This window comes from Latilactobacillus graminis DSM 20719, assembly GCF_001436415.1.
Lineage (GTDB): Bacteria > Bacillota > Bacilli > Lactobacillales > Lactobacillaceae > Latilactobacillus > Latilactobacillus graminis.
On the sequence record NZ_AYZB01000009.1, the window covers coordinates 50,715 to 66,529 of the forward strand.

At 38.1% G+C, this 15,815-nt stretch carries 15 protein-coding genes and 1 pseudogene; 14 read left to right on the forward strand and 2 right to left on the reverse strand.

Annotated features, from left to right (window positions below):
* Positions 1-235 precede the first annotated feature (235 nt).
* Positions 236-1,819, forward strand: a complete 1,584-nt coding sequence (locus FC90_RS03995; protein ID WP_057908017.1) for a cation:proton antiporter — start codon at positions 236-238, stop codon at positions 1,817-1,819.
* 344 nt (positions 1,820-2,163) lie between these two features.
* A complete protein-coding gene (locus tag FC90_RS04000; RefSeq protein ID WP_057908018.1) occupies positions 2,164-4,254 on the forward strand; it encodes a cation:proton antiporter in 2,091 nt (696 codons plus the stop codon).
* Between the two features lie 140 nt (positions 4,255-4,394).
* Here FC90_RS04000 and FC90_RS04005 read toward each other — a convergent pair whose 3' ends face one another.
* Positions 4,395-4,907 (reverse strand): GNAT family N-acetyltransferase, encoded by a 513-nt coding sequence (locus FC90_RS04005; protein ID WP_057908030.1) that lies wholly within the window; start codon positions 4,905-4,907, stop codon positions 4,395-4,397.
* Between the two features lie 15 nt (positions 4,908-4,922).
* Positions 4,923-5,372 (reverse strand): annotated as a pseudogene (locus FC90_RS04010) (MarR family winged helix-turn-helix transcriptional regulator); the annotation flags it as partial.
* 264 nt (positions 5,373-5,636) lie between these two features.
* Between FC90_RS04010 and FC90_RS04015 the strand changes: the two are divergent.
* The 12 genes from FC90_RS04015 to FC90_RS04070 all read left to right on the forward strand — a co-directional run.
* Positions 5,637-6,962 (forward strand): glycosyltransferase family 2 protein, encoded by a 1,326-nt coding sequence (locus FC90_RS04015; protein ID WP_057908019.1) that lies wholly within the window; start codon positions 5,637-5,639, stop codon positions 6,960-6,962.
* Positions 6,925-7,473, forward strand: a complete 549-nt coding sequence (locus tag FC90_RS04020; protein ID WP_226789465.1) for a hypothetical protein — start codon at positions 6,925-6,927, stop codon at positions 7,471-7,473. Before FC90_RS04015 ends, FC90_RS04020 begins: the two co-directional genes overlap by 38 nt.
* Positions 7,463-8,407 (forward strand): pyridoxamine 5'-phosphate oxidase family protein, encoded by a 945-nt coding sequence (locus FC90_RS04025; RefSeq protein ID WP_057908020.1) that lies wholly within the window; start codon positions 7,463-7,465, stop codon positions 8,405-8,407. The genes FC90_RS04020 and FC90_RS04025 overlap by 11 nt, the downstream gene beginning before the upstream one ends.
* Before the next feature lie 190 nt (positions 8,408-8,597).
* Positions 8,598-9,803 (forward strand): coiled-coil domain-containing protein, encoded by a 1,206-nt coding sequence (locus tag FC90_RS09580; protein ID WP_057908021.1) that lies wholly within the window; start codon positions 8,598-8,600, stop codon positions 9,801-9,803.
* 184 nt (positions 9,804-9,987) lie between these two features.
* Positions 9,988-10,806, forward strand: coding sequence for a PTS mannose/fructose/sorbose/N-acetylgalactosamine transporter subunit IIC (locus FC90_RS04035; protein WP_057908022.1), 819 nt, complete (start codon positions 9,988-9,990; stop codon positions 10,804-10,806).
* Positions 10,799-11,599: a PTS system mannose/fructose/sorbose family transporter subunit IID gene (locus FC90_RS04040; RefSeq protein ID WP_057908023.1), complete on the forward strand. Its 801-nt coding sequence runs from the start codon at positions 10,799-10,801 to the stop codon at positions 11,597-11,599. The genes FC90_RS04035 and FC90_RS04040 overlap by 8 nt, the downstream gene beginning before the upstream one ends.
* 24 nt (positions 11,600-11,623) lie before the next feature.
* Positions 11,624-12,100: a PTS sugar transporter subunit IIB gene (locus FC90_RS04045; protein ID WP_057908024.1), complete on the forward strand. Its 477-nt coding sequence runs from the start codon at positions 11,624-11,626 to the stop codon at positions 12,098-12,100.
* A gap of 9 nt (positions 12,101-12,109) precedes the next feature.
* Entirely contained in the window at positions 12,110-12,949 is an 840-nt protein-coding gene (locus tag FC90_RS04050; protein WP_083482005.1) for a MurR/RpiR family transcriptional regulator, read from the forward strand.
* A 9-nt stretch (positions 12,950-12,958) separates the two neighbouring features.
* Positions 12,959-13,867 carry an N-acetylmuramic acid 6-phosphate etherase gene (gene murQ / locus FC90_RS04055; RefSeq protein ID WP_057908026.1) on the forward strand — a complete coding sequence of 303 codons (909 nt, stop codon included), beginning with the start codon at positions 12,959-12,961 and terminating at the stop codon, positions 13,865-13,867.
* Position 13,868: 1 nt separating this feature from the next.
* Entirely contained in the window at positions 13,869-14,279 is a 411-nt protein-coding gene (locus tag FC90_RS04060) for a PTS sugar transporter subunit IIA (RefSeq protein WP_057908027.1), read from the forward strand.
* 57 nt (positions 14,280-14,336) lie between these two features.
* Complete coding sequence (locus FC90_RS04065) at positions 14,337-15,122, forward strand: sulfite exporter TauE/SafE family protein (protein WP_057908028.1); 786 nt, start codon at positions 14,337-14,339, stop codon at positions 15,120-15,122.
* A 378-nt stretch (positions 15,123-15,500) separates the two neighbouring features.
* Positions 15,501-15,815, forward strand: a 315-nt coding sequence (locus tag FC90_RS04070; RefSeq protein WP_157053038.1) for a hypothetical protein, incomplete at its 3' end; no start/stop codon positions are given.

Genomic DNA, 15,815 nt, shown 5'->3' on the forward strand with positions numbered 1-15,815 from the left:
AAAGGCCCACTAAAACCCATCACAGTATCAGGATGTGAAGAGATAGTAGGTCATGCCTGATCGAATCAGTAACACGCTATTGATATGATTAATATAAACGATTTGCGTAAGCGCTGTCAACAAATATAATAATGCTCTTTTCAATGAACATTGGGAAGATTTTTCAGGGATTAATTGATTGCCTTAAACACAATAAGATATACTATTAATTAGTAAGGAATATGAGGAGTTTTAGATGAATATTTTAATTTCGACATTGGTCATTACGATTACAGTTGCTTGCAGTAATATTATTGATCGCTATATTAGCGGGATTGCAAGTCCATACATTAATTCATTAATGGGCGTACTAGTGGCTTTAATTCCGTGGACGAACCATTTAGTGTTGGCATTTAATAATGAAATTTTTATGATTTTAATTTTAGCGCCGTTGCTATTTTTTGAAGGGCAGACGACCCCTTTATTAATGGTCGGAAAAAGAATCAAGCGGATTATTGGGGTTGCGTTGATTTTAGTAGTTATTTCGGCTGGCTTGGTAACAATCCTTGCCAGTCAGCTATTGATGATTACGTTACCTAGCATGTTGATTATTGTGGCAATTGCGACTCCGACCGATGCGACCGCATTTGAAGCGGTGGTAGAAGGCCGAAAAATATCACAACCACTCCGGAATATTTTGAAGATGGAATCCCTGTTTAATGATGCGACCGGAATTATTTTACTACAAGCCGGCGTACTGTGGTTAATAACAGGCCAGCTGTCTTTGGGACAGAATTTGGTAGCCTTACTAAAATCAGCAGTGGGCGGTCTAGTAATTGGGGCGGTTTTTGCCTTGCTCATCATGGCCTGCCGGCAATTTTTTGTTCGTTCAGCTAATAATGTGATTTCATCGCAAACCCTATTTTATTTATTGACTCCATTTTGTGTTTATTTTATCGCAGAAGAAGTTGGGGTTTCAGGGATTATTGCGGTTGTAATTGCCGGGTTAGTGCATAATAGTGAAGCCAATCGAAGTCGCTTTTCATCACCGCGCCAGATGCATTTGGGGATTCAATTAGGCCGCTTTGGGACGGAAATTTTGAATGGTGCGGTTTTTGTCATTCTAGGGATTAGCTTAGTACGGATTTTTAGAAGTCAAGCGCCGATTTTATTCGGCTCCGCTAAATGGTTGATAGTGGGCGTAACGGTCTATGGATTATTGTTAATTGTCCGTTATGGCTATGCTCGTATATTCGTTGGTAATCATCAACCCAAAACCGCAATTTTATTTGCACTCGGTGGGGTGCATGGGACGGTTACGTTAGCAATGACGTTCTCGATTGCTAATCGAATTACCCCGCAATTGTTTAACTTTGTGATTATTGTTGAAACAGTGGTCATTATCTTAAGTATGGTCGTGCCAACACTGCTATTTAAATGGTTATTACCAATTGATGGGGATGAAGCGATTCGGGAAAAACAGTTGATAAAAATGCGGACCGCGATGGTTACTGTTGGTATTAAGAGCCTGAATAATTTATCACTATCGCCAACTGTTAAAGCGAGTGTTATTTATGATTTACGCGATCAAATTCGTAAAAATTCGTTACGTTCATTCTTTAAACAATGGCGTATTTTTACTGCTAACAAAACAATGATGACGAATTTACAAAGTGTTGAACAGCGGCGGGCATTGATGCAGGCCTTTGATACTGAACGAAATTACTTGTATAATTTAGCGAAAAATCATGTCGTTAGTTCCGACTATGTGTATGAACTTTATAGTGAAATATTATTGGCGGAATCATTGGTATTAGATCCACGCAATCAGATGATATAAGGCAAAAGCACGATAACAGCTAGTCGTTATCGTGCTTTTGTTATAGATCTACCGCTATTGAAGTTGGCGCTGCTAAAGCAGAACATCGAACTGAGTGGCGGAAAAATTATGAATTAAAAAAGAACTTAGCTGGCGTTATCAATGATGATGCTGTTCAGGGTTAATTTATCAAAATAATGGATCTGCCTTGGAAACGAAGAAACATATTTAAAAATAGAGTAGCGTCCAATTAATTCGAGCGCTACGTGATTTAGTGTTTTAGGTTATAATAGTAGTAAATAGTAATCAGTTGGTGCAAAGTCGGCCAATGAAACTGTCAAGATTTGATTATTGGAGATTAGAAAATGAATGAATTTTATTTAGTAGCACTGCTATTAGTCGGGGTCATCGTAGTTAACGTAATTAAACAACTTGTCCCACGTATACCGGAAGCTTTCTTACTAATTGCGATGGGATGGGGCTTATCCTTCATATCAGTATTCCACAATTTTAAATTAGAACCTGAGTTTTTCATGCTACTAATTATTGCACCGTTAATGTTTATTGATGGACAAAAGCAATCATTTGCCAACATTCGCAAAAGATTTCAGGGGATTTTCTTACTTTCGGTAGTCCTTGCAGTCGTTACGGCAGTGGTTGTTGGCTTAATTACAAAACAAATTGAGGCACAGTGGACATTTCCGTTAGCACTTGCATTAGCAGCCATTGTCACCCCCACTGATGCAGTAGCGGTAAAATCGATGACTGGGAATAATGAGATGCCTAAAGGGGTCGGTGAAGCCTTAGAACTTGAATCGCTATTCAATGATGCGACGGGTTTAGTGTTGCTAGATTTTGCCTTGTCAGTGCTCTCAAAAGGGACGTTTTCGGTGGTTGCAGGTATTGGGCATTTTCTGTTTGTTGCAATTGGTGGCGTTGTCGTGGGGATTGTCGGTGGAGTGCTTTTAGTAATGCTACGCTTCAACTTAAATCAGCATGGTAAAAACCCAGAATTAACAACGATTCCAATTAGTCTATTGACACCGTTTGCGGTTTATTTATTCGCGGAACATTTCGGCGTTTCCGGAATTCTAGCTGTTGTGGCGACTGGGATTGAACATAACTGGGAAGCTGATCGGCTTCGCTTAACGTCCACTAATGTACAACTGACCTCACGAACGATTTGGAATATTTTAACGGATATTCTCAATGACTTTGTCTTTCTCATCTTAGGGATTTCGCTACCGCAAGTCGCGCGTAATGTAACTCAAATGGGGTGGCGCGGGGCAGTAGCGATGCTCGGGGTCAGTGGATTAATTTATTTGGCAATGTGGATTGTGCGCTATATTTGGGTACTACATGGTGATAGTCCGTGGATTACGGCATTTTTTGGTGATCCTCAAGATGATCAACGGCCGTTTTTTGCCAGATTATTCGCAGTTAGTGGGATTCATGGGGCAGTTACCTTGGCAATGGCCTTTTCGCTACCTAACCAGATTGCTGGACATCCCTTTCCCTATCGCGATGAATTAATTGCGATTGCGACCTTCGTGATATTAATCAGTATGATTGTCAGCGCACTGGTTTTACCACGTAAATTACCACAAAAAAAAGAAGCCTATACAATAGCTGATTTAGATCATATTCGGAACAAGATGGTTGATTACGTGATTTTACAAATGCGGCCACAAATCGAAGACTATGCTGTCCGCGAAGCTTTGACAGACCAATTACAATCACAAAAGCGCAATCGATTAACGGTTGATCGGGTTCAAGCAACGGCTAACTATAATCTGCTCTTGAGTGAGACCAAAGCAGTCGTTGATAACTTTCTGCATTGTGATGCGGTTAATGAACGCTATAGCCCAGAAATTGTTAATCTCTACGATAAAATTTTACAGCGCGTACTAGTCGAATCCAAACGCGACCACTTTGGACTACGGCTGAAGCACGCAATTAAGCACTGGCAAAAAGAAGTTCTTTGGCATGCTAGTCATCTGGTGATTTCACGTAAACAACAGCGGTATTTTCGAGAGACTAAAATTACTGAAAATCCAGAATTATCTAAACAAATTAAACAACGTGAAGTGATGCGTAACGCTCTTTTAGGTCTTAACGAGGAGATTACGGGGGTTATTGATCAATATCTGGATACCGTTTTGACGAATCGCTTAAAGCAAAAGCATAGTGATAATGATTTTGTTTATCTTGTTCGACGGACGATGAATCATTTTTGTGCCCATATTAAGCATGATTATCAAAAAGGTGCCACAACAGTTCCAGATGGTTTATATATTCAAGCTTTCCAACATGAATATGATTTTGTACAACAGGGAATTAATGCTGGTTATATTAATCAATCGATTGCGGGGGTACTGTACACTGAAATTAACCAAGCCCAATTATTACAACTGCAACAGTTCCAAGCAAACGACAGTACATTGATTGAAAATTAGGCAGAGACCAAGAGGGATTGAAAAATTTAGGATTGGTTCGAAAGCGAACATTCTAAAAGACGCCTAGTTTGTTAGTTAAAATCTAACAAACTAGGCGTCTTTTGATTTTAATCAAATCAGCAGTGATATTAGGGGTATTTTTAGCGGAGTGTTTTTTGCATAATTAAATCCCGTTGAGCGTCTGTCCCAAGTTGAAAGACATGCTCGCCAATTTGCTTGAAACCCAAATTGGTATAGAAGTGCAATGCAGCGGTATTATGTTCCCAGACACCGAGCCAAACCTTTGTCTTATGGTTTTGCGCGGCAATTGTCAGTGCATGGTTAATCAATTGGGTCCCTAAACCAAGGCGTTTAAAAGGACCGCGGATATAAATTCGTTCGATTTCTAATGTATCAGTGGCAGCACCTTCTGTTTGGGCCTTGTTGATATTGAGCTTTAAATAACCAGCGATATCGTTATGATGATAAATGAAATAAAAGAAGGAATCCGGTTGTTCAAGTTCAGCTGTTAATTGAGTCGTGCTATAGGCCTGATCTAAATAGTCGTTAAGATCTGTTGGGGAATTATCGGCGCCAAAAGTGGCACTGAAGGTTTCACGACTGATGGCTTGGAGTACTGCGAGTTGGTTTGTAGTAACAGGTTGAATTGGCATCAATGAGCCTCCTTGATAATGACGGATGTTGCCTTTTTTGACAAAATCCCAGTCTTGAGCGACATTAGTACTTACTTTGATTAGTAGTTGTTCAAGTGTCTCGGCCTGACTAATCGACAAGCCTGCCAGTGCCATTTGATTGGAATAACGATTTTCTGCCTTAATAGTAGGGTAAATTGCGTGGCCCGCCTGCGTTAACTGGAGATGCTTAATTTTTCGATTTTGTTCATCCGGTTGACGTTCAACCAACCCATTTTTAATCAATTTTTGAACTGCACGGGTAACGCTTGTACGATCGACCTTTAATACTTCGCCCAATCGTTCCTGAATGATGCCTGGATTTTCGGCAATCCGGACTAAATATAAGTACTGACCGCGGGTTAAATGATATTGTTGGAATTCAATATTGGCGATTGATTCCAGAGCACGTGCAATCACACCAATTGGTTGTAGAATCTCTGACATAAAAAAGACCTCATTTCAATAAGGTTAGTGTAGTTTAATTTTGTTGAATTTGCAACAAAAATTGCTTAGAATTATATTGTGAATTCGAAATAGGTGTTTTCATTTAATTTCAAAAAAGGATCAAACAATGTATTTAATAAACGCCAGTTAGTGTGTTATCGTATTAGTCGTAGCATTCAAATAATTACTTGGATGAAAAAGCAGGGGCGTTATAAAATTAAAGGCCAATAATCAATAAATTAATCAATATATGGGGAGGCGTACATGAGCTTAGCGGATGACATAACAAAGATCTTAATTTATACGATCGTGTCGTACCCAATTGTTGGTGGGTTGTCCTTCATTGTTTCTAGTCTATATTACTGGTTATTTTTAGAGCGAAAGGATATGCCGCACTATTTAGAAGAGGGAACACCGTTCATCACCATCTTAGTACCAGCACATAATGAAGAAGCATCGATTGAATCAACAATTGTACATCTGGAAGAGCAGATGAATTACCCAACAGACCAGTATGAAGTGATTGTCGTCAATGATGGTTCAACGGATCAAACAGGGGCCATCCTTGATCAATTACAGATTCGATATGGTAAAGAACGGTTACGTATTATTACTATCGTTAACAATCGTGGTAAAGCGGCCGGCTTTAATATTGCCCTTGGTTTTTCAAGGGGAGATTTTCTATTATCGAATGATGCGGATTCTAAACCAGAAGTGGATGCATTATGGAAATATATGTATTACTTTGAGCGTGAAGGCGGTAAGCGACTTGGTGCGATTACTGGGAACATGCTGTCAATTAATAAGACGTCACTAGTGGCCGAGGCACAACAAAATGAGTTGAACTCAATCATCGGATTAATCAAGCGATCACAACTTTCATATGGTGGCTTATTTGCATTTTCTGGTGCTAATACGATGTATCGCAAGCAAGCTGTTGTTGATGTTGGTGGATGGCAAGCCGAACAACCAACGGAAGATATTGCAATTTCTTGGGACATGCAGACCCATGGTTGGCAGGCCTATTTTGCACCCCATATCCGCTTTTTTATGGATGTACCTGAAACGTTATATGAGTTGGTGAAACAACGTCGCCGTTGGACAGCTGGTGGGATCCATGTGTTGTTGACTAAGTCAATGGATGTTTTTAAGCATCCAATCAAACATTTAGCAATGGTCCCAATCATTGTTGATTACAGTTTAAGTGTTGTCTGGTCATTATTTTTCTGGTTGAGTATGGGCGCTTTTATTATTATTCAGGCAGTTTGTGTGATTCGTGGTGACTGGGTGGGTCTAATTACCAATTTCTGTTTTGCAGCGATTTTTATTGCTATCGAAATTGTGGTGGGATTGATTCAATTAGTGATGGCATCGTACTTCAATGACCAAGGCCGTTCGTTGAAATATATTGCGTTTGCACCCTGGTATATCTTAATTTATTGGATGGTGAACACCTTCACTGTGGCTGTCGAAATTCTGCCAACGATGATTAAAATTATCAAGGGTGAGGATGCTGGTGTTTGGAAATCGCCTAAACGTTCAGTGGACGTTGTTGCTAAGTCAAAAGAGGGGACTGATCAAGATAACTAAGCCGGATTATATCAAGCATCAAGTGAGTGAAGCATCATTAACTAACGATTGGTTCTTCACGAAAAAACCGACCGGTAAAAAGATTGGGCAGGGCCTATTAATTATAATCGGGTGGTTGATGTGCCTAGTACCAATGACTTTCACTGGCCTTTTGTATAGTGGCCAGAAAATGGCCCTCCCAATTGATTTAAAGGCGTTTAGAAAAATATTACTACAGACTAATTATTATTTTCTTTTATATGTAGCGGTATTTGCCATCTTTTTTTTCGGATTATTTTTGTTGAACAAGTTACGCAAGTATCGGCTGAAAAAAGGATTGCTTAGAACGTATGATCCTGCTAAATTGAAACTCCGAATTGATTTAGCGGAAGATATGTATTTAATGAAATATGGGGCCTTAGAAATGCGGCATGAGCAATCAAAAATTGTGATTCAAGATTATGCCGATGTGGGAACGTATGAGTTACGACAAAGATTTGATTATTTTGAGGAGGAAGAAGATGCTTTCTAAAAAAGATCAAGCAATTGTCGATGACATGATTGTGCGTGAACATAATATGAAAAAACGTCAGCAGGTTATTGGCGTAATTATGCATAAGCGTCGATTATTCAAGCAGCGTTTAGTGATGTATGCGGCAATTTTAACTACGGCTGGTTTTTGGATTGTATATCGATATTTTGCGCGCTATGGAAATTTGTCAATCATCAACATCATTCAAGTCAATGTTTTACTGACCGTGATTTTGCTGTTCTTTAATTTCTATATTTGGCAAAAATTAGTGAATTATAATCCGCTGCAAATGCTGATTAAGCATTATAATAATCGTCTGCGCGTACAGTATGCAGGCGCACTATTAGCCTCTAAACGCTGGCTGCAATTTTATTACCACAAGCGTGAAATTTCACCGATGATTCCACAAATTCTATATTATTTACAAGCTAAACCAGAATTCACATCAGTTGATCAAGTGATTGCCTACATCGATGCACAAAACGCTAATCCACATATCCACCAAAATGATTTGCGCAAATTTCAAAAATTTGTCAAGCAAACAAATGAAATGATGCTCAGTACTGCCGATGAAAAGGGGCAGCCTGCAAGTCGCCAGATGCGATTTATCGTGTTGGATGATGCGCCTAATGTCTGGTATTTTGGAACAGCTCCAGATACACCTAAGATTGAAGAATTAGACCGTGGTGTAGCGGCTATTCACACGATGCCCACCAGTGAAGGGATGACGATTGCAAGTAATCAGCTACGGGTTTATCGTGCTCAGTATAAGTTGGATGAATTGGCTGATTATTATAACGCACAAGTTCCCGGTTTTATGGATAGTTTATCGGAGGAAGATCGTCAACGTGAAATTATTTATGCAATTGAACTGAAAAGTGCCCGATTAGATAGTTGGACTCAACATGAGGAAGTTACTTTTATAACCGATTAAAAAGCGCGTCTTAGTGAGTAGGACGCGCTTTTTGGTGTCAATAAGTTAGGGAGGGGCTGCTAAAATTAATTGATGTAGCTAGGATAGAAAATTTGTTAAAGGAACATAATGTTTATGTAATGTTAATGTAACATTTGCCCTATATACTTAGCTTATATTTTGGGCTTAACTAATTAGGAGAAAATAAACTATGTCATTAAAAAAAACGATTACAGCGACACTTGTTCTTGGGTTATTAGCAGTTTCTACGCTTTCAACAAACGTTGTATCAGCTGCAACTTCAAATGAAGCACAAGATGCCATTGCGGCGAATAAGGACAAGACGAATGATTTATTAAAACAAATTGAAGCTGCAAATACAGAAGTAATTGATTTAGACCAAAAAATCACAACCAATACTGCAAAGATTGTTGATCAAAAAGTAGCAATTAACAGAGCAAACAAACAAATCGAAGGTCTTTCCGGTCAAATTGCGGATGCTCAAAAAGAGGTTGCCAAACGGACTGTTGTTTTGAAAAAGCAATTAGTGACATTGCAAGAAAAAAGTGGCAATGCGGTCAGTGGCAATGTTTATGTTGATTTTCTTTTAAATGCCAATGATCTTTCTGATTTAGTTTCACGTTCATTCACAATCAATAAATTAAATCAAGCAAGCAAAGCAGCCTTAACTGATGTTAACAATGCAAAAACTGAATTAACTGGGTTGAAGGCCGAACAAGAAAAGACGAAAGCTAATTTAGTAGCGATTAAAGCTGGCTTGGAAAAACAACAGACGAGCTTAGTAGCATTGAAACGGGATGCTGACCAAAAACAAACCGCGTTATCAAAAAAAATCAATGATAACAAAACTGAGTTAACAGCTTTACAAGCTGATTTTGATCAAGCAAGTACCAAAGAAGCGGCCGCAGCTGCTAAAAAGGCAGTTGCTGATAAAGCGGCCACTGCAAAAGCTCCGGTACCAACAGCAACTAAAGATACAAAGACATCAGATAATAGCAATAGCACTTCTTCTTTTGGTGGCGGTGGTAAGGTGGCTGGTAACTCAGCTGGCAACTCATACGCATGGGGACAATGTACATGGTATGTTAAATCTGTTGCACCATGGGCTGGCAATAACTGGGGTAACGGTGCTCAATGGGGTGCTTCAGCGGCCGCAGCTGGTTTCCGTGTTGATCATACACCAGCCGCAGGCGCAATTGTAAGCTTTGCTGGCGGTCAAATGGTAGGCTCATGGGCGGCTGACGGCGCTTACGGGCACGTTGCTTACGTGCAATCATACAATGCTGCCGCGGGGACAATCACAATCACACAAGGTGGGATGGGCTTTGACAACCCTGCCGGACCCAATACACAAACGATTTCAAACGCGGGTGCATTTACTTACATCCATAATTAAACGTTAAATCTAAGAGCTCTTCTATTAAACATAGAAGAGCTTTTTTTTATCATAAAAAGAAATTAAATTTCATTTTTAGCTATTTTTATAAAAAATATGAAATTATGTTGCAAATAGTAAAATGATAACTTATACTATGAATTGTAGAAAGCGATTTCATAACATGGATAGCAGGAGGCGCATTATGACAGTTCCAATTGGAGTGATTGCTGTACTTTGTGTGTACATCAGTTTAGGCGTATTAGATCAAATATCAATGCAACTTGGTCCTTATTCACCACTTTTCGGTGGTGCGATTACTGGACTAATTATGGGAGATTTAAAAACAGGGTTGATAGTAGGGGCAACCTTACAATTGATGACATTAGGCGTGGCAACTTTTGGGGGGGCGACAGTCCCAGATTTTCTAACCGGCTCAGTAATGGGAACGGCATACGCTATTATTGCAGGTAAAGGTGCAGAATATGGTATTGGATTGGCTGTACCAATTGGTTTGTTACTAACACAAACGGATATTTTAGCAAGAATGGCCAATACATTTGTTCAACATAGAGCCGATCATTATGCAGAATTAGGGGATTATAAGAAAGTTGAACGATGCAATGTTTACGGTGTTTTTCCTTGGATTCTTTCTCGAATTATTCCGGTTGCAATTGGATTGATTTTTGGACAAAGTGTAGTATCAGTTATTAATAGTTTTATCCCGACTTGGTTTATGGATGGTTTAAAAACAGCTGGATTAATTTTACCAGCAATGGGGATTGCTATTTTAATGCGATATTTACCAATTAAAAAATACTTTTCATTTTTCATTTTTGGTTTTGTAATGATGGCATATGGTGGTAAGAACTTCTCAATATTAGGAGCAGCATTAGTTGGACTTGCAATGGCAGGTATTTATGTACTGTTTGCAAGTAAGAAGAAATCTGCTGTTGTAGCAACGGGAAACGAAGATGACGACATTGAAGTTGATGATGACGATGAGGTAGAAATCGATGAATAAATTAGACAAGAAAGACATTAATAAAGTTTATTGGCGAAATCTTTTTGGGCTTCAATGGGGATGGAACTATGAGCGGATGCAAGGCCTTGGTTATTCTTGGGTTGTAATGCCGGCTTTAAAGAAGCTTTATAAGGATGATAAGGTTGCTATGAGTAAAGCTTTAAAAACTCACTTAGGATTTTTTAATACAAGTCAACCAATGTCTCACTTAATTATTGGGGCTGATTTAGGAATTGAAGAAAAAACAGGTATGGAAGATGAAATGGCGATAGTCGGTTTAAAGACTGGTTTGATGGGGCCATTTGCGGGAGTTGGAGACACTATTTTCTTAGCAATTTATCGAGCCATAATTTTTTCGATAGCTTCATATATGGCACTTTCAGGATCGACAATCGGGCTTCTATTGCCGATTATTGGTGGGGTAATGATTGCTTGGGTTCGATATAAATTTACTTGGATTGGTTACCGCCAAGGAACCAAGCTAGTAACAGAATTTGCTGATCAGATGAAAACTTTAACAGAAGGTGCTTCAATTTTAGGGTTAACTGTTGTCGGTGCTTTAATTCCTTCAGTTGTCAACTATTCATTAGATTTGAAGTATAAGATGGGTAAAGTAACTTTAGATATTAATGACATGATGAATCAGGTATTACCATCGCTGGCACCGCTGTTGATTGTATTGTTCTCATACTGGCTATTAGGTAAGAAAAAAATGAATTCAACACGATTAATTTTTGTATTAATTGCACTAGGTATGCTATTAGGAAATTTAAAGCGAATTTTTGGTCTATAATAATACGGATAAGGATGATGAATAATGACAGTTATACATGCACGAATCGATGAACGTTTAATACATGGGCAAGTAGCTACGGTTTGGACAAACTCATTGGGGGCAGATAGAATCATTGTTGTGAATGATGAAGTTGTTCATGATAAAATGCAAATTGGCGCTTTAAAAATGGCAAAACCTACCGGAGTAAAACTCTCCATTTTGTCCATTCAAAAAGGTATTTTAAATATTCAAAACGGAAAATATGACGATGACAAAGCATTTTTAATTACTCGTAACATCCAGGACATGCGCCGATTAATTGATGGTGGTGCGAATATTACACAATTTAATGTTGGTAATATTTCTGCTAAACCAGGATCGAAAGCGATTAAAAAATCCGTGGCATTAACAGATGAAGATATCGCTGATTTAGAATATTTACTACAAAAAGGTATAAAAATTACTGCACAAATGGTCCCAACAGAAAGTGATGCTTCTATTGAGACATTCTTAAAATAGGTGGAATAGATGATGATCTTAGATGAAATAGAGCAGCAATATAAGCACTTAAGTAAACAGCAAAGATTGATTGCCGATTATTTACTAACATATCCTAAAGATGTGTTGAGTCAAACATCAAAAGAGATTGGTGAGCGAAGCGGGGTTTCGGCGGCTACGGTTGTCCGCTTTGTACAACAAATTGGCTTGGATAATTTCTCGGAATTAAAAATTGCAATTGCGACTCAACTTTCATCGGGGAAAACTGTTGTTGATACAGTGATTGAAAAGAATGATACGCCTAAAATTTTATCTGAGAAACTAGCAGGGGTGTATGAATCAACTGTGCAGAAGTCATATTCAATGTTAAATATCGATAATTTAACAAAGTCACTTACACTAATAAATAAAGCTAAACGTGTTTATTTACTGGGAATTGGGACATCTGGATTGATTGCATATGATTTATATCATAAATTTAATCGATACGGTATTAAGACATTTTATGAAACGGATGCGCATATGAACCTCGAATTTCTTGCGAATGCAACAGAGCAAGATATTGTCATTGCGATTTCTTATTCAGGTAAGACAAAAGAAGTTCTGATAGGAGCTGAGTTTGCGCATAATAATGGGATTCCCGTTGTTTCAATAACTCGAGAAGATACTGCATTATCTTTGTTAAGTGATATCTGTTTGTTTGTACCAGATAATGAACGAATAGTTCGAGTTGCAGCAGTTGCCTCAAAGCTATCAACAATGTTTATTGCTGATTTAGTTTTTATGGGAATTATGCAGTTGAGATTTGGTGAAATGAGTGATGCTGCTTTGCAAACAAATAGGATAATTACTAAATTGGAGGAGGATTAAATTCGGCTTATGATAATTAAAGGTGTAACGGATCTAATGACAGAGACTCGTAATCAAAAAACGATGACAATAGGCACCAAAAATGGTTTTGAAATTGCAAGATTGATTAATAATGAGGATCAGGATGTGGCTAAAGCTGTTAGTGCTGAGATTGAATGCATTGGAGATGCTATCGAACGGGCTGCTGATAAATTTAAAGACGGTGGACGACTTATTTATATCGGGGCTGGAACATCAGGTAGACTGGGTGCATTAGATGCAATTGAATTAACACCGACGTATGGAGTACCAGCGGAAAGAGCGTTCGGTATTCTAGCTGGAGGTGCAGAAGCAATGTATAGTGCAGTTGAAGGTGCGGAAGATTCTAAAGAATTAGCAGTCAATGATTTGATGGAAGTTACACTAACTTCCAAGGATGTTTTGATTGGAATTGCAGCTAGTGGACGGACACCATACACTATCTCAGCACTTGAATATGGTGACAGAGTGGGTGCTTTCACAATTGCTTTAACGTGCAATCCGCAAAGTCAGATGGCTAAAGTAGCCGATATTTCTATTGCACCACTTGTGGGGCCAGAAGTTATTACGGGTTCCACTCGAATGAAAGCTGGAACTGCTCAAAAGATGGTATTAAATTCACTCTCGACCGGTATCATGATTAAATCGGGTTATGTCTACGAAAACTTGATGATCAATGTTCAACCAACAAATGAAAAATTGGTTGCACGGTCAATTGGAATTATTGAACAGATACTAGGGACTGATGAAGCTACAGCTACAGAAATTTTTGAAAACGCTAACAGAAACATTGCTGTTGGATTGGTGATGGTTAAAAAACATTTAAGTCGTTTACAAGCAACCGAATTGCTCGCTAGTAAAAATTTTAATATCAATGAGATTGAAGGGATTGTGGATTAGCATGAAACCAAATTTATTAATTGTGAGTCATGGTAATATGGCTGTTGAAACATTGAAGTCAGCCGAAATGATTGTGGGTGAAATTGCTAACGCCAACACAGTAAGTATGAATGCTACTGACGGATTATCAGGTACGATTGAAAAAATTAAAAGTCAAATTAATCTTGATAAACCAACACTAATCATGGCTGATTTATTGGGAGGAACCCCCTGTAACAGTGTTGTTCAAGTTGTAGGTGGGACTGTTAACTGTAAAGTGATATCCGGATTCAATTTAGGAATGATTATCGAGTATGCATTATGTCCAGATATGTCACTCGAAGAGTTACAACAAAAATTAATATTGTCAGCAAAACAAGCGATTCAAGTTGTTGAAACAAATATCGATGTGGATGATTTGGATGAAGATTAGAAAATAAGGGCACCCATTACCAAATGGTAAGTTGGGTGCCTGTTTTTAGGGGGAACTATGGGGAAAATAGTATTGTACGTGATGATTATTTTATTTTCCAATACAATTGGTGCAATTTCAGGTATGGGTGGTGGCGTAATCATTAAACCCGTATTAGATTTACTAAGTGGTGATCCATTGGTAGCTATTAATTTTTATTCAAGTTTTGCCGTATTTATTATGTCAATTGTATCGACGGGAAAAGGGCTTAAGAGAGGTGTCAGAATAGATTGGCACGAAGCACTATTTTTATCAGCCGGTTCAATAATAGGAGGAAAATTAGGTGACGGCGGTTTTATACTACTATCCAAAATATTACAAAATGATCATTCACTGAATTTAATTCAAATAATCATTGTTGTGATTGCCTTAGTTCTAGCATTGTTGTTCTCAAAGTCAGGTGGGTTTCATTTTAACAAACAGATAACTTATTTTCTGTTTGTTTTAAGTGGACTTGCATTAGGGATGTTATCAACTTTCTTAGGAATTGGTGGCGGGCCAATTAATGTTGCTGTCATTATTTATTTATTTGGATTTGAACCGAAAAAAGCAGCGTTTTATTCAATCATTTCAATATTCTTTTCACAATTAATAAAATTACTTACAAATCTATCTCATGTATCAGATTTAGGCTTAAATGTTAGTTTGTTGCCTGGTATTGCAATCGCAGCAATTATTGGAGGATATTTAGGGGCGGTAATTAGCTGTAGATTAACTAATCGAACAGTTCTTTCTATATATAGAGCTGTGGTGGTATGTGTTATTGGCTTGAATGTATACAATGGCATTATGTTAGTTATATGAAATAGTAAATGTGTTCAGTTTTTTTAAAATACTGATTTAAATAATAGCGATAAGAGTTGTGATTTGAATGGAAAATAAGTACCACATCTAAGATGATGGTTGGCATTAAAAAGCTCGCATTCTAAATGTGGGTTTTTATGTATGACGAATTTACAATCTAAGTGCAACACTAATTGAATAAAAAAGGCTCGTGAGGTCTTTTATGATAAAGTGTTGCACTTGGATTGACAATTCATCCCACTTAAAAAAATTAAGTGCAATCATTGTTAAAGTGAATTATCATGGTAGTTAACATCGTTGACAATATACTTTTCTCTGATATACTAATTATCATGTCAACCCTATGGTGTTGATAATAATTTATATTGGAGGAAAGATATGCGCTTGAACAAAAAAATTTCAACAATGATGGTTGTGGCGGCTTTATGTGAGATTAGTATTACGACAGGTGTGCTGGCAGCAACTACTAGCACCTCAGCACAAGCAGCCGTACAAGCTCACCAAAGTAGTAATCACCAACTGAACCTTTCTTACGACTCAGTGCAAGGCAAACTAAGCGGTAACAGTGTTAGTGGTGCAGCGAGTTACACTGTAACAGTGGACGGACAAACGTTCTCAGAAACGTTTACTACCAAGAATGGCCAATTTGAAGCAAATGTTTCAAATGATTTTTATTATGCCGTTAAGCTGGGT